The organism is Pedobacter sp. KBW06, assembly GCF_003852525.1.
Lineage (GTDB): Bacteria > Bacteroidota > Bacteroidia > Sphingobacteriales > Sphingobacteriaceae > Pedobacter.
The window spans coordinates 131,677-157,059 of sequence record NZ_QAJL01000002.1; the positions used below are offsets into that span (position 1 = coordinate 131,677).

Annotated in this window: 18 protein-coding genes; 6 read left to right on the forward strand and 12 right to left on the reverse strand. The window is 43.9% G+C overall.

Translation table 11 applies throughout. From position 1 onward, the window contains the following. Positions 1-2: 2 nt before the first annotated feature. On the forward strand, positions 3-1,073 hold the full coding sequence (locus tag DBR43_RS10680) for an SO2930 family diheme c-type cytochrome (protein ID WP_158622480.1): 1,071 nt from the start codon (positions 3-5) through the stop codon (positions 1,071-1,073). An 81-nt stretch (positions 1,074-1,154) separates the two neighbouring features. Here DBR43_RS10680 and DBR43_RS10685 read toward each other — a convergent pair whose 3' ends face one another. The 6 genes from DBR43_RS10685 to DBR43_RS10710 all read right to left on the reverse strand — a co-directional run bounded on the left by DBR43_RS10685 (position 1,155) and on the right by DBR43_RS10710 (position 11,454). Then, complete coding sequence (locus DBR43_RS10685; protein ID WP_124580730.1) at positions 1,155-2,270, reverse strand: serine hydrolase domain-containing protein; 1,116 nt, start codon at positions 2,268-2,270, stop codon at positions 1,155-1,157. 311 nt (positions 2,271-2,581) lie between these two features. After that, on the reverse strand, positions 2,582-4,039 hold the full coding sequence (locus DBR43_RS10690; protein WP_199757025.1) for an aminoacyl-histidine dipeptidase: 1,458 nt from the start codon (positions 4,037-4,039) through the stop codon (positions 2,582-2,584). 143 nt (positions 4,040-4,182) lie between these two features. After that, positions 4,183-6,066: a RagB/SusD family nutrient uptake outer membrane protein gene (locus tag DBR43_RS10695; protein WP_124580734.1), complete on the reverse strand. Its 1,884-nt coding sequence runs from the start codon at positions 6,064-6,066 to the stop codon at positions 4,183-4,185. Between the two features lie 36 nt (positions 6,067-6,102). Next, positions 6,103-9,549 (reverse strand): SusC/RagA family TonB-linked outer membrane protein, encoded by a 3,447-nt coding sequence (locus DBR43_RS10700; RefSeq protein WP_124580736.1) that lies wholly within the window; start codon positions 9,547-9,549, stop codon positions 6,103-6,105. 171 nt (positions 9,550-9,720) lie between these two features. Continuing rightward, on the reverse strand, positions 9,721-10,791 hold the full coding sequence (locus DBR43_RS10705) for a FecR family protein (RefSeq protein ID WP_124580738.1): 1,071 nt from the start codon (positions 10,789-10,791) through the stop codon (positions 9,721-9,723). A gap of 96 nt (positions 10,792-10,887) precedes the next feature. Beyond that, positions 10,888-11,454 (reverse strand): RNA polymerase sigma factor, encoded by a 567-nt coding sequence (locus DBR43_RS10710; protein ID WP_124580740.1) that lies wholly within the window; start codon positions 11,452-11,454, stop codon positions 10,888-10,890. Positions 11,455-11,605: 151 nt separating this feature from the next. On the opposite strand from DBR43_RS10710, the gene DBR43_RS10715 reads away from it, so the two are divergent. Then, entirely contained in the window at positions 11,606-12,241 is a 636-nt protein-coding gene (locus DBR43_RS10715) for a hypothetical protein (RefSeq protein WP_124580742.1), read from the forward strand. Between the two features lie 89 nt (positions 12,242-12,330). Here the strand turns inward: DBR43_RS10715 and DBR43_RS10720 are convergent, their stop codons facing one another. Genes DBR43_RS10720 through DBR43_RS10730 form a run of 3 tightly spaced genes read right to left on the reverse strand, consistent with a single transcriptional unit; the run spans position 12,331 to position 15,500 of the window. Continuing rightward, positions 12,331-12,966: a hypothetical protein gene (locus DBR43_RS10720; protein ID WP_124580744.1), complete on the reverse strand. Its 636-nt coding sequence runs from the start codon at positions 12,964-12,966 to the stop codon at positions 12,331-12,333. 26 nt (positions 12,967-12,992) lie between these two features. After that, complete coding sequence (locus tag DBR43_RS10725) at positions 12,993-15,092, reverse strand: TonB-dependent receptor (RefSeq protein WP_124580746.1); 2,100 nt, start codon at positions 15,090-15,092, stop codon at positions 12,993-12,995. A gap of 60 nt (positions 15,093-15,152) precedes the next feature. Further along, complete coding sequence (locus DBR43_RS10730) at positions 15,153-15,500, reverse strand: hypothetical protein (protein WP_124580748.1); 348 nt, start codon at positions 15,498-15,500, stop codon at positions 15,153-15,155. Positions 15,501-15,671: 171 nt separating this feature from the next. On the opposite strand from DBR43_RS10730, the gene DBR43_RS10735 reads away from it, so the two are divergent. From DBR43_RS10735 to DBR43_RS10745, 3 genes are all read left to right on the forward strand, one after another. Further along, complete coding sequence (locus tag DBR43_RS10735; RefSeq protein ID WP_124580750.1) at positions 15,672-16,310, forward strand: ATP-binding cassette domain-containing protein; 639 nt, start codon at positions 15,672-15,674, stop codon at positions 16,308-16,310. Further along, on the forward strand, positions 16,307-17,419 hold the full coding sequence (locus DBR43_RS10740) for a hypothetical protein (RefSeq protein ID WP_124580752.1): 1,113 nt from the start codon (positions 16,307-16,309) through the stop codon (positions 17,417-17,419). Before DBR43_RS10735 ends, DBR43_RS10740 begins: the two co-directional genes overlap by 4 nt. A 425-nt stretch (positions 17,420-17,844) precedes the next feature. After that, positions 17,845-18,465, forward strand: coding sequence for a hypothetical protein (locus tag DBR43_RS10745; protein WP_124580754.1), 621 nt, complete (start codon positions 17,845-17,847; stop codon positions 18,463-18,465). Here the strand turns inward: DBR43_RS10745 and DBR43_RS10750 are convergent. The 3 genes from DBR43_RS10750 to DBR43_RS10760 all read right to left on the reverse strand — a co-directional run bounded on the left by DBR43_RS10750 (position 18,413) and on the right by DBR43_RS10760 (position 22,603). Beyond that, positions 18,413-18,886 carry a rhodanese-like domain-containing protein gene (locus DBR43_RS10750; RefSeq protein WP_124580756.1) on the reverse strand — a complete coding sequence of 158 codons (474 nt, stop codon included), beginning with the start codon at positions 18,884-18,886 and terminating at the stop codon, positions 18,413-18,415. The genes DBR43_RS10745 and DBR43_RS10750 overlap by 53 nt on opposite strands. A 72-nt stretch (positions 18,887-18,958) precedes the next feature. Continuing rightward, positions 18,959-20,272: a gluconate:H+ symporter gene (locus tag DBR43_RS10755; RefSeq protein WP_124580758.1), complete on the reverse strand. Its 1,314-nt coding sequence runs from the start codon at positions 20,270-20,272 to the stop codon at positions 18,959-18,961. A 6-nt stretch (positions 20,273-20,278) separates the two neighbouring features. Next, the gene (locus DBR43_RS10760) at positions 20,279-22,603 is read right to left on the reverse strand and encodes a family 20 glycosylhydrolase (RefSeq protein ID WP_233602938.1); all 2,325 of its coding nucleotides are present in this window, start codon (positions 22,601-22,603) and stop codon (positions 20,279-20,281) included. 143 nt (positions 22,604-22,746) lie between these two features. On the opposite strand from DBR43_RS10760, the gene DBR43_RS10765 reads away from it, so the two are divergent. Next, positions 22,747-25,344 carry a family 20 glycosylhydrolase gene (locus tag DBR43_RS10765; protein ID WP_124580762.1) on the forward strand — a complete coding sequence of 866 codons (2,598 nt, stop codon included), beginning with the start codon at positions 22,747-22,749 and terminating at the stop codon, positions 25,342-25,344. The last annotated feature ends 39 nt before the right edge of the window (positions 25,345-25,383 follow it).

A 25,383-nucleotide genomic window follows, 5' to 3' on the forward strand; every position in this document is an offset into this window, starting at 1 on the left:
AGATGCGTACAACTTATCTTTTTGGCGGCCTGCTCCTCTTCAGCACTACATTTTCCATGCTGATGGAGCAGGGTTGCAAAAATAAAACCAAGCCCCTAAGTCAAACTGATTTTCAATTTAAAGAGAAACTTTCCGATTACGGATTTTTCAAAGGAAAACTCAAAGACCTGAATCCTGCAGATGGGATTTTTAACTATGAACTGAGTACCCCTTTGTTTACCGACTATGCCGTTAAAGACCGGTTCATTGTTTTACCGGCCGGCAAGGCGATAAAATACACCGAAAATGGGGCTTTAGACTTTCCTGATTCCAGCATCATCATTAAAAATTTCGCGTATACCAATGTGGCGCATCAAAAGGTGATGATTGAAACCCGTCTGCTGGTAAAAGATCCAAAGGATAAAAAATGGAAAGTGATGAACTACCTCTGGAATAAGGAGCAGACAGAGGCACTGAAACATATTACCGGAGCCAGGGTCCCGATCACTTTACTTGATGAGGAAGGAAAAAAGTATTTCACCAATTATCAGGTTCCAAATACCAACGACTGTAAAAGATGTCACATCAAGGATGGAGTCCTCACCCCAATCGGGCCTAAGGCAAGAAACCTCAACTTTACCCTTAGCGGACAGACGGTAAACCAACTGAGTCAATGGGCAGCCAAAGCCAGGCTTACAGGCTTGCCTGAGCTGAGCAAAGTACATCAGCTGCCAGTCTGGACGGACAAGAAACACTACAGCCTGGAACAACGGGCCAGGGCATATATGGATGTAAATTGTGCGCACTGTCATACTAAAGGTGGTGACGCTTACAATACCGGATTGTTTTTAGATTACCAGGAAACAAATGCAGATCATCTGGGGATGAAAAAAGCACCTGTTTCTGCAGGTGGTGGCGCAGGAGGTTTAGACTACGACATCGTTCCGGGAGTACCCGGGCAATCCATACTCTTATACAGAATGAACAGTACAGAACCGGGAACGGCCATGCCCGAGCTGGCACGTACCCTTATTCATAAAGAAGGTGTGGAACTGATCAGAGAATGGATCAGGAGTTTACCGAAACAGAAATAGGCTTGGCAGGGTTTATGAGTACAGCATTCCTCTAATGCCAGATTCATAAACCCTGCGCTAAGCTCCGGCTAAATTACCCGCTTAATTGCCGAGAAAGCTGCCTGTATTTTTGTTAAAAACGACTCCCTTATCACAATTGGCAAAAAACACGTAGCCGTTTTTATTCGCTTTATTGATCTTGAACCCGGATTGAGCATCTCCGTTATTTCCGCCATGCTCATATATTACACCATAACTTACAGGTCGGATTGCAATGCCAAGTCCCCATGCCGCATCCCCATTGGCGAGAAAATGTGGCGTGGTTTTATCGAGTTGTACCTGTTCCCTGAACAGCTCCTGATTACTCTTTTCTGACAGGCCCTTACCATTCATCAGTGCAATCAGAAAGGTGGAATAATCTATGGCTTCCGTATGTAATCCTCCTGCGGGTTCAAACCATGTTGAATCCTGCTCCGGAAAAGCAGTCGGCCATGGTTTTCCACTCAGCTTCCCATCGACATGCCCTTTTACTTTATGTTTTGTGATGTAATCATTCCCGCTAAACCAGGAGTTTTTGAGCTGAAGCGGCTTAGCGGCCTCTGACTGGAAATACGGATCCAGTGTCTGCATCGTTAAGTTCCTTAAATGCGCAATCACTTTAGCCAGATAAAAATACCCTTCACCTGAATAGGAAAATTGTGTTCCGGGAGTAAACCTGATATATAATTCACCGTATTTATACCGGTTTTCATCACGCTTATCGAAAAAGCGCCAGTTTGGGAAGCCAGTGGTATGAGACAAGACCATCCGTGCCGTGATCAGCTTATAGCATTCATCTTTAGCAATATCCGGATAGGGCAAATACCTGTACAAAGGAGTATCCAGGTTCAGGACTTTCTGATCCACCAGCTTCAATACGAAATAACTGAATAAAGGCTTTGACAAGGAAGCTGCTTCAAAAAGGGAATTTGCATCCACCTTTTTCTTAGTCAGGGCATCTGAAAACCCAAGGGAGCGGTGGTAAACTACTTTACCATTGTTGATCAGTGCAAATGATAAACCTGGGAGGCCCAGGGAATCCATTTGTTTCTTAATAAACCGGTCTAATTTTTCAATACTCAGTTTACTTCCTTTGAGGGTTTGTAATTGGGCAATACTTTTAAAATTCAGGAACAGCAGGAAGCTCAATACGACTACAGGAAGGTTGATTTTACTCATATTCTGAAATGGTTAAGGTCGCGTAAGGGAAGCGTTATCTACATTAGAGCAAGCTGGTGTATTAAAGTTACAGCTACGGATTTGCTATAAAAAACAAAAGCCACGACATCCATCGGGGCTCTTGTATCAACTAAACCTAAACTTATAAATACTAACCAAATATTTATGGCGCAAAACTAAGGTTGCATTGTAAAATTCAGGTTAAGCGTATATGATTTATGAGGTTTAGAAAAAAATGTTTTCTGTGGGTTTTTAAAAGGAAAAACCAGGTATATCGCTTCGCTTTATACCTGATTCATTAAACCTTCCGGCTATTTCTTAACAGGAATTTCCTGTAAAACTTTCAATAAATAACTCCAGTATTTCTGCACTGAAGAGATTTTCACGCATTCATCAGGAGAATGTGCCCCATGAATGGTAGGACCAAAAGAGATCATGTCCATTCCCGGAAGGTGGGCTCCTAAGATGCCGCATTCTAAACCAGCATGACAGGCATTTACATTTGGTTCTGCATGGAAGGTTGTTTTATACAACGCAGTCATCAATCTTAAGATATCAGAATCTGCATTTGGTTTCCAGCCCGGATAATCTCCGCTGCGGGAAACATCACAGCCCATATTTTCCAATGCTGCACCTACTGCATTTGCCACGTCATCTTTTGTGCTTTCCACACTGCTGCGCTGCAGGGATTGTGTAATAAACTCACCACCTTTGATGATGACCCTTGCCAGGTTTGAAGAGGCTTCAACCAGGTCGGCAATATCAGGGCTCATCCGGAATACCCCATTAGGAATCGCGTAAATTGCATTTACAATTTTTTGAAAATCGGCTTTATCCATTCCATGTTCAGGGAGCCCGGTTTCTTCAGCGCTGATGTTTAATCCAGCTTCAATGCTTTGGTATTCTTCTTTTAAAATCGCCAAAAAATCAGCAATAAAAGTAAGGAATACATCTTTTTGATTTGCAGGAACGCTAACTACCGCTTTAGATTCACGTGGAATTGCGTTTCTTAAACTTCCACCATCTACCGTAGTTAACTGTAAGTCTACTGCTTTAAGACCTGCATAAAACAGGCGGTTCATCAGCTTATTCGCATTTGCCCTTCCTTTGTGGATGTCCATTCCGGAATGTCCGCCGACAAGCCCTTTGATCACAATCTGATACGCCAGATGATCTTTAGCGATCGGTATTTGTTTATAGTGATAAATGCTGTTTGTATCTATCCCACCGGCACAGCCAATGGTCAGTTCATCATCTTCTTCGGTATCCAGGTTTAACAGAATAGTTCCCGATAGATTGGCAGGATCAAGTTCTTTAGCGCCTGTCATTCCGGTTTCCTCATCTATGGTGAATAAAGCTTCAATAGCAGGATGGGCAATGGTAGAAGAAGCCAGGATGGCCATGATGGTCGCCACGCCGATTCCGTTATCTGCTCCAAGTGTAGTCCCCTTTGCACGTACCCAGTCGCCATCTACAAACATCTCTATTCCCTGTGTTGCAAAGTCGAAATTGCTGTCGCCGTTTTTCTGATGAACCATATCCAGGTGTGATTGCATGATCACCGTCTGTCTGTTTTCCATACCTGCAGTAGCTGCTTTCCTGATCACGACATTGCCTGTCTTATCCTGAATGGTTTCCAGGCCAAGGCTGTTCCCATAGTTAACCATGAACTCAATCACCTTTTCTTCTTTTTTTGAAGCTCTCGGCACCGCGTTCAGGTTTGCAAAATTATTCCAAAGTTCCTGAGGTTCTAAATTTTTGACTTCCATTACTATCTCTTTGTTGTTTCAAACAAAGCTAGAAAAACCAGCAGGATATTCTTTACTGAAAGGAGATAATATCCATAAAAAAGACCGTACCGGTGTGTGAGCCGATACGGTCGATAGATATTAAAAAAGCGGGGGGATTGATATTAATAGCCTGGGTTTTGTTTCAATTCTTTGTTTTTATTGATCTCATCACGACTAAAAGGCCTGAAATAGATTTTATCATTCCAGGAGCGGTCTTCCTGAGCAGTCTCTATCGTAGGCGTATAGGTATAATTGTAAATGGAAGGATCATATTTGTACTTTCCTGACAGGGTTTGTCCGGCTTTAAACTTACCCGTCACCTTGATATACGTGATTTTCCGGCCCAGTGTTTCTTTGGCAATCATCCATCGGCGGGCATCATGGTAACGTTGTTCTTCGTACACCATTTCTATGCGGCGCTCATGTCGGTAGATCTCTCTGAGTTCATTTTGTCCCAGCGCTGTTATGGCCGGCATTCCTGAACGGAAGCGGATCCGGTTTAACCAAAGCAGGGCCTCATTTAACTGACCGATTTCAATACTTGCTTCGATATAATTCATCACGGCTTCCGTGTACCTGAAAAATGGCCATGGCACAAACTGAGGCATAGAAGCGTCCACAATATTTGGGTCCGGATCAATAAACTTATGCGTGTAATATCCCGTCCAGCTTCCATTCCAGCTTTCAATAGGTCCGGAACGCGTATCTAAACCTTTGGCCGTGATCAGCTTTCCATCTACCATCAGGTCGTACTCTCCGGTTTGAATCTGGCTTACCGGATCTACATCTCCGGACACCTTATCTCTCGGCTTCCATCCTGCGCCATCATACAGCACGGTGGCATAAAACCGGGGATCTCTGTTTTGGTAAGGCGCTGCTTTCTTGGCCGGATCAGACCAGCTGAACTTTGTGCCATCCGCCATTTCGTAATCGTCAACCAGTAAACCTACAGGGGTATTACCTGCCCAGTTGCGGTAGCCATTAGGGCCATTTGCACGCGCATAACGCATGTCGCTGCGGTCGATAAAATACCTGGCCAGGATTAACTCCGAACCTGCTGCGCCATCGATTCCAGGTGCCTTACTTCCGCCACCCATGGCCAGACTTTTATAATTGTTACGTCCTTCTTCCGGAGAAACTTTCTCAGAAAGCGTTAATTTATACCCCGTTCCGGCATCCATTACGGCCTTGGCTGCAAGCTGTGCAGCTACCCAGCGTTGCTGCTGATCGCCATCCAGATATGCCAACGGAGCCATTGCTTCTGCAGTCAAACCTGCAAGCAAATCAGATTTTGTCTTCGCTTTAGCCTGGTCGTGCAGGTCACTGGCAGCATACAGTAAAACCCTGGATTTTAAAGCCAGTGCAGCCAATGCCGGCGCCCTTCCTTTTCCAATGCTTTTGCCCGTTAGCAGTCTGTTTGCATCTTCGCAATCTTTAAGGATAAAATCAACACATTCTTTGTAAGTTGCACGTTTGGCATTGTAATCATCATTCAAAACATAAACTTTTGTAATCAGCGGCACACCGCCATAATACCTCAATAGCTGGTGGTAAAAATAAGCGCGGAGGAAATGCGCTTCTCCCAAAAGCCGGTCTTTCAGGGCCTGGTCTGTGAGGCCATTGTCTGTTCCTGACAACTTCTCTATCGTGATGTTACAAGTCCGGATGCGGTTATACATTTTCGCATATCCCCAGGTATCATCCACCCACCCCAATGTAGAAGGGTTAATTGTACTGGAATTGACCAAATCGATTCCCCTGTTTGGATGGGTAAAAAGTGATTCATCCGATACCGACGACAACATCTGTTCCGAGAAACCGCCTACACTCAGGCCGTTGTAAATCTCCAGTACAAAAGCATCAGCCAAACCTCCGTCTTTCCAGATCAGGTCTGTAGGAATAGTGGTTGGTGGTTTTTCAGAAAGGAAGTCTTTTTTACAGCTTGCTGCCAGCAAAGCCATCACAGCAATTGCCCATATATATGTATTCTTGATTGTTGATTTCATCTCTATATTTTTTAGTTTCAGTGGTCCTGGTTTGACTTAAAAAGTAGCTTTGATTCCGGTATTGATTACCCGGGCCTGCGGATAGTACTGTGCGCTGGAATTGGTAGATTCCGGATCCCAGATTTTGATCTTATCCAGTGTAAGCAGGTTCAATCCGCTTACATAAACCCTCAAAGCACTCAGTCCCATCTTTTTACTCAAAGTACCCGATAGAGAATAGCCTAATTCCACGTTCTTTAATCTGATATAGTTGTTGCTGCGGATCCAGTAGGTATTTCTGGCTGCATTGTTCATGTCGGTATAATAGGTTTTTCCGCGGTTGGAAAGGCGTGGATTTTCTGAGCTTGGGTTGTCTATCGTCCATCGGTTTTTATAAGACCACTCCAGGAAATTCCCGATATCGCCGGATTCCGTTAAACCGATAATCTGCACCCCACCGGTAGCACCCTGAATCAGGACAGACAGGTCGAAGTTTTTATACTGGAGGTTTAGGTTTAGTCCGCCTGTAAAGGTTGGCGTGCTCGTTTTATCCAGCCTGATCTGGTCGTCGGCATTGATCTTTCCATCTCCGTTCGTGTCCTGAAACTTCATGTCTCCAGGCAATAGCTTCGGTGTAATCGAGCTGTAATCGATCTTATTTGCATCAATCTCTGCCCGGTCTTTGAATACACCTGCAAACTGATAAGCCAATTCTGTTTTGGTAGGCATCCCTGTCGAGCGTTGCCATTCCGGAGCGCCTGGTGTTTCATCCCAGAAAACAATCTTATTTTTTGCGTAGCCTCCGTTTACGCTGATGCCATAACCAAACTCTCCGGCCCGGTCATTATAGCTCAGTTTAAACTCATATCCGCTATTGTTCACTTTTCCCAGGTTTACCGGAGGCAGTTTGTCTATAATTCCTGAGCTTTCAGGGATAGAGTTCCCTCTTCCGATCAGGATTTTTGTTCTTTTGTTATAGAAATAGTCGAACTCCAGGCTTAGCTTATTGTCCAGGAAGGAAGCATCCAAGCCGATATTGGTATTGTTTGCAACTTCCCAGCTGAAATCAGGATTGGGTACACGGTTTTCAGACAAGGTTTGGCTGAGCTGATCGTTCACCACATAGTTTCCAAAACCTGCGGTGCTCAGGTATTGATATTCTGCCAGTGCATCGCCAAAATAGGCTTCTGCTCCCATCTGTCCCCAGGAACCTCTCAGTTTCAGGTTGTTTACAAATTTCACATTTTCTTTGAAGAAAGGTTCTTCAGACAAGCGCCAGCCCAGGGATACGCCCGGGAAGAAGCCATATCGTTTATCTTCCGGGAAGATGTAGGAACCATCTACCCTCCAAAGGAATTCTGCAAGGTATTTTTCTTTATAGTTGTAACCCACTCTTCCGAAATAGCTCAGACGTGCCCTGTTAAACAAGTTATTCGGCGCATCGGCAGGGTTACCCACTGTCTGCTCTTTATCACTTCCTGCCACGAGCTCCTGTAGTGCAGTAGAGAGAAAATAGCGGCGTGAAGCATTGAAGCCATCATTATTTACCTTTTCACTCGTCATACCGGCCATCAGGCTAAAAGCATGTTCTCCGATTTTCTTATCGTAGTTGGCCATGGTCATCAGGTTGATCGCCAGCTGATCTCCGGCGGTTTCCGTCAGACTTGCATCTTTACGTTCCGAGCTCACTGCTCCGACCAGTTTCGGCGTTACCCCATCGGCTTCAAAAGTCTGTTTATCCCAGCTGTACAAGGTCCATGGCGTTTGCCATCTTTTTTGTCGTCCTGCAAATTTATCAATCGAGGCTGTACCCGTTAATTTTAATCCTTCCACACCCGGAATTTTGATCTCTACTTTACCCGTGGTTTGGAAATAATCTCTTTTATCTCTGTTATAGCCCGTAAGATCGGTGGTTGTCACATAAGGGTTGTAACCAAATTCGATTGCCGGTCCCGGTAAACCATTTGGCCAGACCTCCACTTCATTAGGTCTTCCGCGCATCAACATCCTAAAGATATCACCTGCACCCACGGTCGGGAAATTCCGCAGCTCTTCTCTTGCAGTAACCCCCAATGTAGTCGTGATGTATTTGTTTAGTGTCGCTTCGAGGTTAATCCTCATGTCATATTGTTTGTAACCCGTTGCCGACTTTTTGTAATAACCATCCTGATCGAGGTAGCCCATTGAAATCAGGTATTTGATATTTTCCGCACCTCCGTTGATCTGCAGGTTATGTCTTTGCTGCGGCGACCAGTTTTTAAGGGTCGTCTTGAACCAATCTGTATTTGGATAGCGAAGCGGATCCGAACCGTTTCTGAATTTTTCCATTTCATCCGGGCGGAAAGCAGCGGTAATGGTATTCCCGTTGTCAGTTCTCTGGTAAGCTCCTGTATTTTTAAAACCCTGTGACGCTGCCCCCCACTGGTTGTCGGGCAGATCTGAGCTAAAGATTTTCAACTCATTCAGGATTTCTGCATACTGAACAGAGTTCGACATCTTAGGCGTCCTGGTAGGCTGTTGTAACCCGTAGGAATAATCGTAAGAAAACTGAGGTTTACCTGATTTACCTTGTTTGGTAGTCACCAAAATTACACCGTTTGCAGCTCTGGACCCATAAATTGCCGCGGAAGCATCTTTCAATACCGAGACACTTTCCACATCATTCGGGTTCAGGCGTTCCAAACCACCAGCCCGGTTGGGAACCCCGTCAATTACAATCAGGGCATCGTTATTTCCCAGGGAGTTGACCCCACGGATTCTGATGGCAGAACCATCATATCCAGGCTCTCCGCTCGATTGGATGGCAGTTACGCCCGGCAGGCGTCCTGCAAGGGAATTGGAAAGGTTTGCGGTAGGTGTTTTGGCCAGATCAGTACCTTTTACAGAGGTCACCGCTCCGGAAACCACCGCTTTCTTTTGCGTACCATAACCCACAACAACAATCTCCGATAAGTCCTGGCTATTCTCCAGCAATTTCACATTGATTGTGCCCTGGCTGTTCACGTCGATCTCCTGGCTTACGAATCCGATATAGGAAAACATCAGGACACCATTATCAGGAACCTTGATGCTATACTTTCCGGCAGCATCGGTGGTGGTCGCGATGCTGCTGCCTTTGAGCTTGACGCTTGCCCCGGGAACAGCAACGCCTTTGGCATCGGTCACTGTTCCTTTCACCAGTATTTCCGCTGCATCTGCATTTTTTGAGCGGATAACAACCAGGTTATCTTCCAGCGACTGGAATTTTAAACCGGTTCCTTTTAAGAAAATATCCAGTGCAACAGACACGAGAATATCCTTTTCAATGAGGGTAATGCTTTTGCCTGCAGGAAGGTCTTCCTCGCTATAAAGCAGTCTGAAATTACCCTTCTGTCCGAGGATGGTCAGGGCATCTTTTAATTTCACTTTTCTGAGGTCCAGATCCACCTTGGTATTTTGTGAATAGGTCGCTGCCGATACCTGTATGCACAGGAGGAACGAAAAAACAAAGCTCCAGTTTAACATTAGTAGTATTTTTTTTCGGGAAAAGCCGGCACATAGAACTTTATTGCACAGTCCTTTTTTTTTCATAGATTTGTGAATTTCAAAGTTAAAAATCTGATAATGGTAGCTTTAGCTACCCTTGAAGGTTTGGAAAAGGGGGAAAATGTTGGCGCATTTACTCCCTTTTTTTGTTTAGTAAATAATTACGTCATCTGCTTTAAGTTTAAAGTGAAAAGGTTTGATTAATTGCATCGCCGTTAAGGCCTCTTTGATGTCTTCATTTTTAAAGATTCCTGTGAAACGATAAGATTTAGGCACATTTCCTGCGATCTCGATCTGAACATTAAACCAGCGTTCCAGTTTGGGTTTTAACTCTTCAAATGATTCGTTTTTAAAGACCAGCACATCGTCTTTCCAGGAAGTTTCTTCGATATAATCCTGACCTGCAATTCTTACAGGGGCTATATTTTCGATTTTTAAAGTAAGGTCACCGGAATCCTGAAGCAGTGTTTTTTCATCCTTTGCTGTTCTGTTTTCTGTAAGCGCGAATTTTTCGGATGGTTTTAAAAGAATCTTTTGCTGAGACTTATTGTTGACCGAAAGTTCTATAGAACCCCGCAGCAGGGTGGCCTCAGATACCTGATCCAGCTCGTAAGCTTTTACATTGAATGCCGTCCCTAAAACCTTTATAGAAATCTTGTTGGTACGCACAATGAAAGGACGGTTTTGCTCGTGGGCCACATCAAAGAACGCTTCTCCAACCAGGTATACCAGTCTTCTTTCTTTTTTATTGAGGTCACTGTCGTAAGACAGCTTGCTGCCCGCATTAAGCCAAACGAGAGTCCCATCGGGAAGTGTGATCTTTTTACGCATCCCTTTACCACTCACGATCTCTGTATCAAAATCTACTGCTTTTCTATTCAGCTGAAATAAAGCAGCAAGACAAATCAGGAACAGGCTGCAGGCGATGGCAAAAACACCAACATACTTTTTATACCAGATGGAAGGCATTTCCTCTTCCGGGGCAGCAGGTTCAAATTCCTCAGAAAATTTCAGCTTATGTTGTTCAAATAATCGGTTGATGTGCAGGTTATGGGAAGGTTTTTCTTCTCCGGAATCGCTCCAGATTTCTTTCAACACCTCCTCATAATGCAGGGAATCAGGATAGATAGCCACGAGTTCATCCAGCTCTTCCAACTCACGCGGTGTGGCTTCATTGGCCATTTTTCGGGCCAATAGTTCTATTATTCTATTGCTATCCATTTGGACGGTTCGTTCTGAAGTTTATATTGGTTGTTTGTATAGGACAATATTTTTCAGGAAACTCCCTAGTCGGACAAGAAAAAAAAAGAAAATAAATTACATGAGGTTAAGTTCCATCTTCAGGATGGCCGTTAATTTCTTTACTGCGGTAACCAGATGGGCATCTACGGTCTTTACAGAGATATTTAAAATCGCTGCCGTTTCTTTGTAACTCAAACCATCTTCTTTAATCAGCTTGAATACCAGCTGGCATTTACCGGGCAAAGATTGTGTAGCGCGTTCCAGTTTCTTTTTCAGCTCTCCGTTGATCAGCAATTGTTCGGGATTCAAAGCATCCAGGGTAACTTCAACCTGGATCTCATCGATAGAGACCAGTTCCTGCCGGGCGTGTTTGTTCAGGAGATTGAGGGAAAGGTTTCTGGCAATCACAAAAGCATAGACCCGGATATTTTCCACCTCCGTCAGTTTCTTCCTGTTTTTCCACAGCGTAATCATGACATCACTTGCCACTTCTTCCGACAACTCCCTTGACTTTAATAAGCAGTAGCTGAACCGATACAAAGAAGGGAACAATCCCTTAAAAAGTTGTTCGTACGAACTCTGACTGTCATATAAAGCAATGTGACTGATCAGGCTATTTAAGTCGGGTGAATGCTTGGACATAGGAGGTTTAGGTTAGATTAATTCAAATGTATGAATTTAACAATACCATCCAAATCTTTGTATATTTACTTAAGTTCAGAACTTTCTGAGCTTAAAACTGTTAGTAGTGTTAAGCTATAGTGTTATTTGTACATTAACGGGGTTTGAATCAATGTATAAAAAGGCAATCTCATTCTATAAAACAAGCTGGCCCGGGTTAATATTAGTCGTAATATTTTCCTTTACTTTCATTTTTGGCTTTCTCAAAGCCTCATTTCCAGAAACTTTTTATGAAAAGGCGAGCGGAAAAATTGATACGGCCATTATTGGAATCGGTTATTATCAGAACAACCATACGGTGGCACTGAAGCTGGACTCCGGCAATCTGACCCTGCGTCAAAGCTATCCCCTATGGTGGTATGCGCCACACCCTAAAGCCGCAGACCTGAAATCTGGGAAACAGGTATCTGTTTTAATGAAAAAATCTACAGGCAGCTTTTTTGGAATCAAAGCAGATGGAAAGGTCATTCAACCCGCCTGGTTTGATATTTTAACGGATTACTTCAACTCCCCTTCCGTATTAGTGGTCATGATCGGTTGTTTCCTTCTGATCAGCATTTATCATTATATGGAGGTGGTTAAAAATGTCTATCTATGGATGCCTTATGGCCTGGGGATTCTGGCATTAACGGTTTTCTGGGGCTACCTGAATGTAATTATTTTTACGATCCTTGTTCTGGTAGTGGTCAAATATATCCTGAAGAAAAGAAAGGCACAACAACTCAGCAATCAGCCAGCCATTGACTGATCCTGTTTATTGATGGTTAAAAAGTACATATGAAAGTATTTTTCTCCCATATGTACTTTTCATCAGTTAATGATTATGGCCGTTAACAGTTAATGGGCATGACCGCCTGCAGCTACCGGATGCAGCTCAAACTTCAAGTCCAGGTCATTGGCTCCGGCAAATCTGCTGGCAAAATTTACATCGCTCCAGTCAGCGGCAGTGATGTTCGCTTTCACCCCTGGGTTAAGGTGACGCAGCACATAGCGGAAAGTAAATCCTTCAGATGCTTTATCAACGGTCAGATATCCGGTTACGCCTACGTTCACCTTTTTATTGTCTTTATCCCGGTCTGCATAAGCATAGGTTAAAACTCCGGCAGGTGCACCCAGAATAAAGGCCTGATGAATGTCGTGCTTGCTTAAAAACTCCTGCTGCATTTCCCGGTTGGCAAAGTCAAATGATTTCAGGGTTAATTTATAGGTCTTGCCTGCGGTCAGGTGCATATGTGTTCCTACAGGTGCCAGGCCTTTGCTATCAAAAGAAATGGTTTCAGGTTTCGCGTCAGGGATGGGATTGTAATGGAAGTGGTCACCATGGGCTTCACGTTCCACTTCCAGGAAAGTAAGCGTTGCTTTTCCAATTTCTTCTTCCGGTATTTCCGGTTTTGGATCCTTCTTACAGGCGTTAAAAGTTAATGCAATTATTGCAACTAAAACAGCTAATGAGTAATGACGTAATTTGTTCATGTTTGTAATTTATTATTTGTAAGCAATTAAAATTTATAGGCTAAACGAAGCGTAATATTTCGTCCCATATCATGGGTATAATACCGGTAGCGGTTCATATAATCTTTGTAAGCAGTATTGAAAAGGTTATCAACGGTCAGATTTAAGCCCAATTCCCGGGCTGCAAATTTGAATCGGGCCCCTGCCCCCAGCTGCACCAGCTGATAGCCCGGAGGAGGAGCTGCATAATCACTTTCCGGTTCATACCGGGTTTGCCTCCTCACCATGCTATGTCCCAGTTGTAAATACGCTGTATTTTGCTGGTCAGGGTTCAGCTCAAATTTCAGGGAATGCGTGACTCTGTCTGAGGGAATATAGGGAAGGTATTTATCTTCGCTCAGGTCTCTGGCCCGAACAAAGGAGGCATTTAGCTGATAAGATAAATGAGGAAGGAACTCGTAAGTGCCGGATAAGTCGGCACCTGTAAACAAGGCGTTGGTTTGCCCGTACCTGAATATCGGATAGGTGCCCGCGATGGTTTGGCGGAAATTGCCATCCGGCCTGGTATAGATATAATTGTGGAGGTATTGGGCGTAAACATCCAGATTAAAAGAGAAATCAGAAGAAATACGTCTGATGGAACTCACCCATTTATAGCCTTGTTCCGCTTTGATGTCGGCATTTCCGATTTCAAACAAACCAGCACCATGATGTAATCCGTTGCTAAATAATTCATTTGCCGTTGGTGCTCTCCAGGCAAGGCCGACATTCGAAGATAAATGCCATTTGGGATTGATTTTCCATAATGCACCAGCAGATCCGGTTACATTATGAAAACGACGTTGTCCACCATACGATTCGGATTGTTCGTACTGATATCTGAATCCTGCAGCTTCAAATGTTTTAAAATCGTAACGGATTCCTGCTTCAAATTCAAAAGCCTTTCCGGTCCAGCGCTGCATCAAAAATACGCCCGATGTAAAGCTGTCATAATTTGGAATAAAGGTATTGGCCAGTGTTCCCGGAATATTGTTATTGACCTGAACAAGTCCATTAAATCCATACAGGCGCTTAGCACCATTTTCCAGCTGTTGTTCGAAACTCAGGTCTAAGGTATGGGTATGGAGTACCAGATCTGTGATCGGTAAAGCCTCGCGGTCTCCACGCCGGAAATCAAACTCTTTTCTGTGATTCCGCTGATAACCATAAACCACAGACAGTGATTTTCCTTCCTTCAAATCGTAATTGGCTTTTAGCTTCATCAGGTCATGGAAGATCTTTTGTCTCGGAGCAGTGATGCGGTAGGTAAAATCATATGATTCCAAAGGCCGTCCATGGGCAATTCTGGATTCAATATCCTCCTTTGTGCCTACATGTGCACTGTATAAAATTCCCAGTTCGGTACTGAACCGGCTATAAAAGGCTTCGTAACTTGAATTTGCAGTGGTATAGCCCAATGCAGCCGAATAATTGAGTTCGTTAACTCCTGTATTTCCCAGGTAATAATCAGCAGTCCGGATATTTCCGGCTTTCTTTAACGTTCCCTGAATCCTCCAGCCAAATCCAGGCAATGCTTTCAGTCCGCCGTTCAGCATTGCGGAAGCCGTACCAGCTCTTCCGTTCGAAGCGCCGGTTAGGTTTACAGTTCCTCCAATCCCTTCGGAAACGGGCAAAACAGGTGGTTCTACAATCACCACACCTGCCAGTGCTTCTGCACCATACCTCACAGATTCAGCTCCTTTGATCACCTGTATGCGTGTTGCGATAGCCGGGTCAATTTCCGGCGCATGTTCTGCTCCCCATTGCTGCCCTTCCAGTCTGATTCCATTATTCAGGATCAGGATTCGGTTGCTGTGCAATCCATGGATCACAGGTTTGGAAATGGTAGCCCCTGATTTCAGTATGCTTACTCCCGAAACAGCCGTTAAGGTCTCGGCCAGCGTCCCTCCCTTGGAAAGTTCCAGGTCTCTTTGGCTCAATGTGCTGGAAATACTGGTTTTAGGCAGTTGTTTTTGCCCTCCTTTTACCCCGACCTCTTTCAGCCGAATCACCGCAGGTTTCGACAAGGTATCCGGAGTTTTTTGCGCATAGGAATCACCCGCGCATAAATACAGGGCAAAAGGGATTAAAAATAATCTCTTTAACATAGATAAAAATTAAAAATGAAATGATGATGCGTTGGATACAACGCATAGAAAGATAAAAACCTAAGCTAAAGCCGGGGGACCCCGGTTGATCCGGCCAACTATCGGTAAACTAAACAGCCCTTCATCAGCAATAGCTTCAAACCGAAGCCGGGCTGCATCCGGATCTCCTAAGAAAACTGAAGTAATGGGAATTAAGGGGATGGGCTGATGTTTGTTCAGCAGCTGACAGACGTTACATTTGACGTGGTTGGTGCTCAATTTATCATGGCCATCAGGTCTCAGCTCCAGACCTTCACTATGATGGTGATGCATTTCTAAAACAGGCATCCCGGAAAAAACAGCAACCATCAGAAAGAGGAGCAATCTCTTTGCTAACAATAAAAACAGCTCTTTTCTTCCTTTTACCACGCAACAAAGTTGCGTTTTATTTTCTTAATTTCCCACCTGCCTCCCGATTATTTTTGGATCTGAAGGTCGTTATTGAACCTGCGGGCACGTAACTTCCTCATTGTAACAATATAAGCCGACTGCTATCTTAATTAAATAAAAGCTTTATGCCATTAAAAGATCAGGGCTACTATGTTAAATTTTGAACGATTCAAAAAGTTATACGCGGGGCACCTTGTGCTTGAAATTGATAAAATGACCATTGATTCCGGGATTTACTGGCTGAAAGGCGCAAACGGATCAGGAAAAAGCACCTTGTTAAAAGCCATAGCCGGTCTGCTTTCTTTTGAAGGACAGATCAGCCTTGCTCCGGGGACAGACCTGAAAAAGCAAAGTGTGGCTTATCGGAAAGTTGTCAATTTTGCGGAGGCCGAGCCAGTCTTCCCGGAGTTTCTGACCGGACAGGAAATGATCCGGATGTTTGTCAGCGCCAAAGCTGGCCAGCCGGGACAAGAGCAGCATTACCTGGAAAGCATGCAAATGCAGCACTATATACAGCAACCCATCAGTACTTATTCCAGCGGAATGCTGAAGAAATTATCGCTCGTTCTCGCTTTCATGGGCCAGCCTGAACTGATCTTGCTGGACGAACCCCTGATTACCATTGACAGCGATTCCCTCCAGGTCCTTTACTCCTGGATCGTAGAAAAACATCAAAAGAATGGAACAAGTTTTCTATTGGCTTCTCATCAGGCACTGGAACACGAAAGCCTTTCCAAAGCACAGGTATTACGGGTAGAAAACCGGACTTTAAAAGCCATTGCCAAATGACCGCATCCTTAACGCAACTGCTGATAAAAACCCTCTCCAGAGGGTTCTTTCGTGTACATTCCGGAATGCTGCTGTTTTTATTTGTTGCAGTTTTCAGCTATTGTTTCTTTATCCTGACAGCAGGAACGATCAGGCCAGACGAGGCATTGGTATTCAACATTATTTTCCTGCTCAGCTTTGCGAGTGCCCCAATTATGATGATCCTCGTCTTTATTGTCTGGCTGGTCTATACGATAAAAAGCTGGCAATATGTAGCCGCACAACTGCGCATGGATCAATATCAGTTCCTTTTTTACAGCAGTACTGCCCTCAGTAAAAGAAAACAATTCAAAAGCTGGTTTTTCGCACAATTGTTCATTTCCATTCCCCTAATCGTTTATGGATTATTCAGTGTGGTTGCAGGTGTCCTTTATGGACATTACCTGATTCCTGTGCTGATCGTCATTTACCTGCTGTTTTTAAATGGCCTCAGTGCATTTCTTTATCTTCAGCTGATGAACCGTATTATGCGGAACGAGGAATCCACAGTATTAAATAAACTGACGAACAGCTGGAAAAAGCCATTTCCGCTTTTGTTTCTTTATGACATCATACATCGGAAGAAACTGGCCTTTTTAATCACCAAATTACTCTGCTGGGCGATTTTATCAGGCGTATTTTTACTTTTTGCGGAACTAAGAAACGACCTCAGGATTGCAGGTATGGCGATATTGGGTGTCGCGGTTGCCCATACCCTCCTGATCTACCAGGGGCAGCGCTTTGAGGCTCAGTATTTAAGCTTTTCTAAGAATTTCCCTTATTCCAGAAACCGGCTTTATGTACAACTCGTTCTGCTGTATGTTTTGCTTTTATTGCCAGAAGGAACCTGGTTATTCCTTCGTTTTGATGCGATAACCGCATCAGGGCTGTTACTTATAATGCTAAGTGTTACGCTATTGTTTCGCAGCCTGCTGTATTGGCTCGGACTCCATATGAACAGCTACCTGCACTGGGTCTTTGGGCTTTTTATGCTGTTCTTCTGGATCATTATGTTTCAGTGGGTCTGGATTCTTATTCCCGTAAACTTCCTTTTATCCTATGCCTTGTTTTTCAGAAATTATTACCGGTAAAATAGGATTTCAGCAGCCATCAATATTAGCTTAAATAGCCGTAAAGTTCGTAAGCGATGGCACAAAGCAGGCAAAAACCCATTTCAAAAAACAAGAGCCCGGAGGCGCTCTTTTTATAGCCAAAGAACAAAATTATTCCTATAAACAGAAGTAATAGTCCGCTAAAAAAAACTTGAATATATCCTTGGAAAGGAAAAATTTCCTCTGGCCATATAAAAAATAAGATGACCGGAATAACCAGGAAAATCCCTATGCCGTATATAACTTTTAAACCAGCTCCTTTTATCGTTTATAACATAAATATTTATACAATTAATTCTATTTAAATTGAATCATCAAGCCCCCGCAACTTATTGATTTGGAAGTGTTTTGCAATTAATGTAATTTTGTAACCTGCTAAAGGGGAAATAAAAAGCAACACATACATGAGGAGTAGGAAAGAGAAAATGCCTGTATTTATACAGGCGATGTACGGTACTGTGATTGGTTTAAGCTTTTTTCAACTGGCACTTAAAACTCCTGTTCAACTGGACATCATCAGTTCCGCCGCAACTTTAACCAATTTTTTAACCAGTACTTCTTTCTTCCGTTTGTTGTTTTTAGTCTTGACGGCCCTTCTGGTTGCACAGGAATGGGTTGCCCAGGAGCAGACAAAGAAATCAAAACGCCCGTATTACTGGCACTATATCCCACAATTTCTTGCCCTGTTTTGTCTGTCCCAGATGTTTGCCGCCCTGGAAACGCTTCAGCTTAAATATTGGTATGCCAATGCGCTCGGCTATACATTATGTAATGTTTTTGGCTTTTTTCTCAGCAATAAGGAAACCCATAAAACCACCAATCTCCTTCAATATTTAAGGTACCTGATCCAGGTATTCCTGCTGGAAATCTTCTTTTTTATTATTCCGGCAGATTTCATCTGGCCTTTCCACCTGATTGCTTTTTTAGTAACGGCTTATGTGCTCGTCTTTATCTGGTGGCTGTGTAAAGTCCTTACTTTGTATTTTCAGCTAAAGGATAGCCCTTATCAATCCAGTCCGTCTTAACATTTACCGGTAATTCCAATAACTTCGCATTCTTAAACTTCAGGTCGTTGAGCAGCTGAAATGCAGGTCTGATGTTCGGACATTTATCCATCGGGCAACAGCCACAATAAACCACCAATGCCGTATTTACAGGAACTCCTTTTAACACTTGTGCGAATTTCTTCAGGTTTTCCTTTTCGCTGGCGGCACCCATATTTACCGCCCCTTTAATGTTCTGGACCACACCGATATTATAAATCTTAACTTTCTGTCCTCCACGGATCATTTTAACCAGGGTCTCAGGTTTCATCAACTGGCTGCTTGTCCAGGTATTTTTCTGTAAAGTAGCTCCTGCAGAAGGGAGTACCTGTGCTTGTGAAAAGCCAAATATGCTGACCATTAACAGGGTCAGAAGTGTGGTACGAAAGGTAGTATGGTTCATATGTTCTAAATAATTCTGTAGTGCAGCAAGTTAAACATAAGCCGGAAAACTCCGGAAAGATCAACACATTCTTTACACGATCTGGTTTAGGATCAGTACCCCTATTAACCCAATCACGGCTACCAGCGTTTCCATGATAGACCAGGACCGGATTGTGTCTTTAATCCCGAGGTTAAAATACTCCTTGAACATCCAGAATCCGGGGTCGTTGACATGGGAAAACATCAGACTTCCCGCACCGATGGAAAGTACCATCAGCTCCGGATTTACGTTTGAGTTGATCATCAGCGGTGCAATAATTCCCGCAGCAGTTAAACCTGCAACAGTGGCAGAACCCAGACAAACGCGGATCACCGCAGCAATCAGCCAGCCCAGGAATAAAGGTTCAATAGATAAACCTGCCAGCACATCCCCGATTTCTTTACTCACCCCACTATCGGAAAGCACCTGTTTCAAAGCGCCTGATCCGCCAATAATGAGCAGGATCATCGCGATATCTTTGACGGCATCGCCATAGATGGACATCACCTCCTTCATGCTCTTTCCCATTTTTATCCCCAGGGTGAAAGTGGTCAGGCATAAAGTAAGAAACATCACAATGGAAGGTTCAGCTAAGAAACCGGCAAATCCTGTTACCTCAGGGTTGTCCTTAAACAGCAAGACCGCGACCGTCGTCAATGCCATAACAATCACCGGCAGGAGCGCAGAAATGAAACTATTCCAGGTACCCGGGAGTTTCTCCTCCGGCAGGTCATCAGACTGAAAAGTTTTAAGCGGAACGGCGACAATATTTTTTAATGTTTTTGAATAAACAGGACCTGCGATAATGATTGCCGGAATAGCGAGCATAATGCCGTAAAACATGGTGAGGCCCATATTGGCATGGAACTGTAACACCAAAGCAGCCGGCGAAGGATGTGGCGGCAGGAAACCATGTGTAACCGATAAAGCAGCCAGCATTGGAAGTCCGAGGTATACTGCAGGTAATTTGTATTTGTAGACCACAGAAAAAATAAGCGGCACCATGAGTACGAAACCAACATTATAGAATAAAGGAATCCCGATGATAAAACCCGTGGTCATTAATCCCCATTGAATGTATTTACGCCCAAAGATCTTCATCATTACCGCAGCGATTTTCTGTGCAGCCCCACTTGCGGCTACGAGCTTACCCAGCATGGCCCCAAATACGATGACAATAATCAAAGAACCCAGAATATCCCCTACCCCCTTTTGCACAGATTTGGTAATCCCCGTTAAAGGAACACCCAGTAATAAACCTGCAAGAATAGACACAAAAAGAAAAGCAATAAAGGCATTGATTTTGCCCCAGGTGGTCAGCAAAACAAGCAGCAGGATGCAACCGACAACAATAAGTACAGTCATGGATTTTTAGTTTATAATGATTTCATCTGCCATCAGCCAGGCCTTTTCTCCTTCTCCATATCCTCCGACAGGTACTCTGCCGATATTTTCTCCAATTATTTTCAGGTACCGGACTTTTACCAAAGGAAACTTTGCCCGTACTTTATTGATGCCATTAAGATCGAAATTTCCTCCGGTATAGACTTCTTTAAATTCCTTTCCATCAACAGACACCAGGAAACTCAGTTTCTTCGGTGCCCACATTCTTTGCCAGGGATAGTGGAATACATTGATGCCAATTTGGGAAACAGGGGTTAAAGCACCTAAATCGATCGTCGCTTCCAGATCTTTCCCGCTAAAGCCCAGCCATTGTGAATCGTTAAAACGGTGGTGTCCTTCAATACCATTCAGGAGTAAGCCAGCTGGAAAATTGTATTTACCCGCAGGGGCATGGGCCAGGCTAATCTTTTTCTGAATTCCGGAGTGTTGAAGGTAAGCCTGATTAAAAATCCTCCCTGAGCGTTTATTTCCAACAAAGAGCCCTGCGTTCAAAACCATTGAACGGTTCAATAAAACAGGCCCCTGATACAGTTTACTTTTCAGGTTCGGAACTGAGCCATCCAGGGTATATCTGATTTGCGCTTTTGGCAATGTTGTTTTTAAGGTCAAAAGGGGATTCCCATTGGTTCCAGGTTTTATTTCCGAGGTAATTTCATCAAAATAAGGATAATAGTTGACCTTCATCCGGTTCAGGAAATTCCTATGGTGTCTGAGTTTCTCCAGAAACCAGGGATAATTCTTTTCTTTTTTGCCGGACCAGGCGATTTCCGATAAGGCCAGTGCACGCGGAAACACCATATACTCCAGGTGTTTTTCATCCTTCATGTATTCCGTCCAGATGCCCCCCTGAACGCCTTTGATGTAAGCAGCCTGCTCAGGACTTAGAGAATCCGGTATAGGTTCATAGCCATAGACCTTCGATAAGGGAGTATAATTTCCCGCAGCAACAGGCTCATTTTTATCCAGCGACTGGTAATAGTCGAAATACAGCATGTTCTCCGGGGTCATGATCACCTCATACTTTTCCTTAGCAGCAGCAATTCCACTCTGCTCCCCTCTCCAGTTCATGATCGTGGTATTTTTAGAAACCCCGCCTTCCAGTACTTCATCCCAGCCAACAGCCTTTCTGTTCTTACTGTTCAGGTATTTTTCCATTCTTTTCATGAAATAGCCCTGCAGTTCATGCTCATCTTTAAGTCCGTTTTCTTTGATCTTTTTTTGGCATTTGGCGCAGTGTTTCCATTTCAGCTTCGGACATTCATCTCCGCCAATATGGACATAAGCATAAGGAAACAAACCGACCACTTCATCCAGCACATCTTCCATAAACTGATAAACTTCTTCATTACCTGCACAGAAGACATCGTCAAAGACCCCCCAAAACTGCGCAGTCTGATAAGGACCTCCTGTACAACCCAGCTGAGGATAGGCCGTAAGCGCCGCTAAAGCATGTCCGGGCATTTCAATTTCCGGAAGTATGTTGACATATTTTGAAGCCGCATAACGCACTACTTCACGGATCTGGTCCTGTGTATAATAACCCCCATATTTTTGGCCGTCAAAAGTATGCGGTGCTTCTTTTTTATGACCGATGATCGTGCCATTCCTCCACGCAGATACCGACTGGAGCTTAGGGTATCTTTTAATTTCTATCCGCCAGCCCTGGTCTTCGGTGAGGTGCCAGTGAAAAATATTGAACTTGTAGACCGACAGCAAGTCGATAAACTTTTTGAGAAAAGCAACGGAATACATGTGCCTGCCCACATCCAGGTGCATTCCCCGGTAATTAAAGCGTGGATAATCCCTGATTTCGCCTTTTTCCAGACGCAATACGTTTTTTGCGGCCGGCGACCAGAGTTGCATTAAAGACTGGATGCCATAAAATACGCCGGCCTGGTCGTGCCCTTTGATCAGAATCTGATCATCTTTGACCAACAAATGATAACCTTCCTTTTCTTTAACCGACGCAGAATCCAGTTCTAATCTGATCTGGTTTGTCCCGGGTCTGATACTGGTATTTACAGCCAGCAGTCCCCCGGTAAAGGGACGGATTGCTTCATTCAGCAATTCTCCGCTGGCCTTCAGTTCACCGGGATAAGCGATCGTTGTAACAGCATAGATATTGACACTGCCATTGCCCTTTTTGAGGTAAACCGGTTCGGGGATTACAGAGAATGAAGTCTGCTGCGCACGCAAAACAGGGCTTATAAACAGTAAGGTCATCAGTAAAAACAATCGGAGGGTTTTATTCATGGCATTCCGGAAGATCATACAGCTTAGGTTTGTTTGCATATTTTTTGCAATAAATTGCATATTTCAAACATAAGGATTAAAATATTAATTTTCATTGCATGACTAAAATTATTAACAACAAGTTATTTCCTATTGCAAATTAATTATAATAAAACTACCTTAGGCTACTTTAATATGTAAACATGAGACAATTACTCTTTCAATTACCAATGCTCTTATTGGGACTAATTTCTACTGCACAAGTAAAAAAAGACGCTGTAAATGCAAAAAACATTGCAATTAATTGGCAAATAATAGAAAATAGCCATGCTGGTGGCGGGCAATTTCTTTCCAGTCTGAATGTTCAAAACAATGACCCTTTGGCCCTGGCCAACAAAAACTGGAAGCTGTATTTCAACTTTGCCAGAAGGATTGTTCCGGGAACGACGACGGGAAATCTGGAAATTGTACACGTCAACGGAGATTTATACTATATCCGTCCGACCGATCAGTTTAAGCCCATTCAAAATGGGACATCCGCTACGACGGAATTTGCCTCCAAAGACTGGGCAGTGAATGCTACGGATGCGCCGGAAGGGTTTTACCTGATCTATGATGACGCACCGAAACAGGCCATCCCCATTAAGAATGTAAAGGCAATTCCTTCCACACGTGCCGCACAATTTGCAAGGAACAAGCAGGATCGCGTACCTGCCATCACCCCTCAAATCATTTATGAACAGAATAAAAACAGCATAGATATTCCTGAGAAAGAGTTGCAAAAGGTCTTTCCCAGTCCGGCGAAATACGAAGAAAAAGCGGGAGAATTTATCCTGGACCAAGGGGTAAAGTTGAGTGCTGATCCGGCTTTTACTTCAGAAAGCACTTTCCTTCAGGAAAGGTTAAACCGCGTTTTAAGTGCGGGAAAAGGAGCTCAGACCGGGAAGACCATTCAGCTAACACTGGATAAATCTTTGGGAGCAGAAGCTTATCAACTGGAAATCAACAGCAAACAGATCCGGATTTCGGCATCGGAAAAAGCAGGTATTTTTTATGGCATTCAATCCCTACTCAGTACTTTTCCTCTGCAAAAAAAAGGTCAGAAAGTTGCTGCCATTAAATTACAGAACGCTGCAGTAACTGATCAGCCCCGCTTTCCTTTCCGCGGACTGATGATCGACGTTGCGAGAAACTTTCAAACAAAAGAAGAGATCCTGAAAGTCCTGGACCTGATGGGGATGTACAAATTAAACGTACTGCATTTTCACTTAAATGACGATGAAGGCTGGCGATTGGAAATTCAGGATTTACCGGAATTAACCGCAGTGGGTTCCAGAAGAGGGCACTTTTCTGACACCACTATTCATCACCTGCCCCCTTCTTTTGGTTCCGGTCCTTTCCTCAACGAGCATCATGGAACAGGTCATTACAGCAAAGCTGATTTCATTGAAATCTTAAAATATGCCAATGCACGTCATATCCGGGTGATTCCGGAGATAGAAGCACCAGGACATGCCAGGGCAGCTGTCCGCTCAATGCATGCGCGTTACAACAGGCTGATGAAAGAAGGCAAGCCGGAAGAAGCGAAGCGTTACCTTCTACATGACCTTAACGACCGCTCCACTTACCGCTCTGTACAAAACTGGAACGACAATGTGATGGATGTGTCTATTCCTTCTACCTATACCTTTATAGAAAAGATCAGCGATGAAATTATCGCCATGTATAAAACCGCAGGCGCACCTTTACAAACCATACATTTTGGAGGAGATGAAGTACCTGACGGCGCATGGGAAGGCTCTCCAAACAGTCTGAAATTCGTTAAAGATCATCCGGAATTAAAAGATGTAAATGGCCTCTGGGCTTACTTCTACAGCAATATAGACCGCATTTTAAAAAGCAGAAACCTATACCTTTCGGGATGGGAAGAAGTGGGCATGCAGCCGGTTGTTGCAGATGGAAAAAAATCTTATGTGATCAACCCTGCGCTGGGCGATAAAAACATCCACCTGAATGTCTGGAACAACATTATAGGCTGGGGAGCAGAAGATCTGGCATACCGGCTGGCCAATACAGGTTACAAAGTGATTCTTGGCGGGGTAAGCAACCTGTACTTCGATATGGCTTATCAGAAATCATTTGATGAACCAGGCTATTACTGGGGTGAGTATGCGGATATCGATAAGGCTTTTAATTTCATTCCTTTCAATTCCTTTCTCAATTCCAATATGGACAAGTTTGGCAATACTTTAAAACCTGGTTTTTACGATACCAAAGAACGCTTAACCGCAAAAGGGAAAGCAAATATTGTAGGTCTGCAGGGATTATTATGGAGCGAAACGATTAAAGGAGGTAAAGACCTGGAGTACATGATTATGCCTAAACTGCTGGGCCTTGCAGAAAGGGCATGGGCAACAGATCCGGAATGGGCCAATGAACCGGATTCTATCAAAAGAAAAGGAATGTATGATAAAGCCTGGGCCAGGTTTGCCAACAGACTTGGAAAAAAAGAACTGCCGAGGATAGATGCTGCATTTGGAGAACTGAATTACAGGTTACCTCCTGCCGGTGCCCTTGTAAAAGACGGACAGGTACATTTGAACAATCAGTTCCCCGGGATCACTGTCCGATATACCACCGACCAGACGGTACCAACCGCAAAGAGCCCGATATATACCAAACCGATTACCACCAAAGGACTCATCAGGTTCCGTACATTCGACAGTCAGGGCCGCGGAGGAAGAACTACATCCATTGTAAACGAGGTAGAATGGAACGTGACTCCTAAGGAGTTACCATAAATACAAAATTGTATAGAGTTTTATAATTAAGCCGTATTA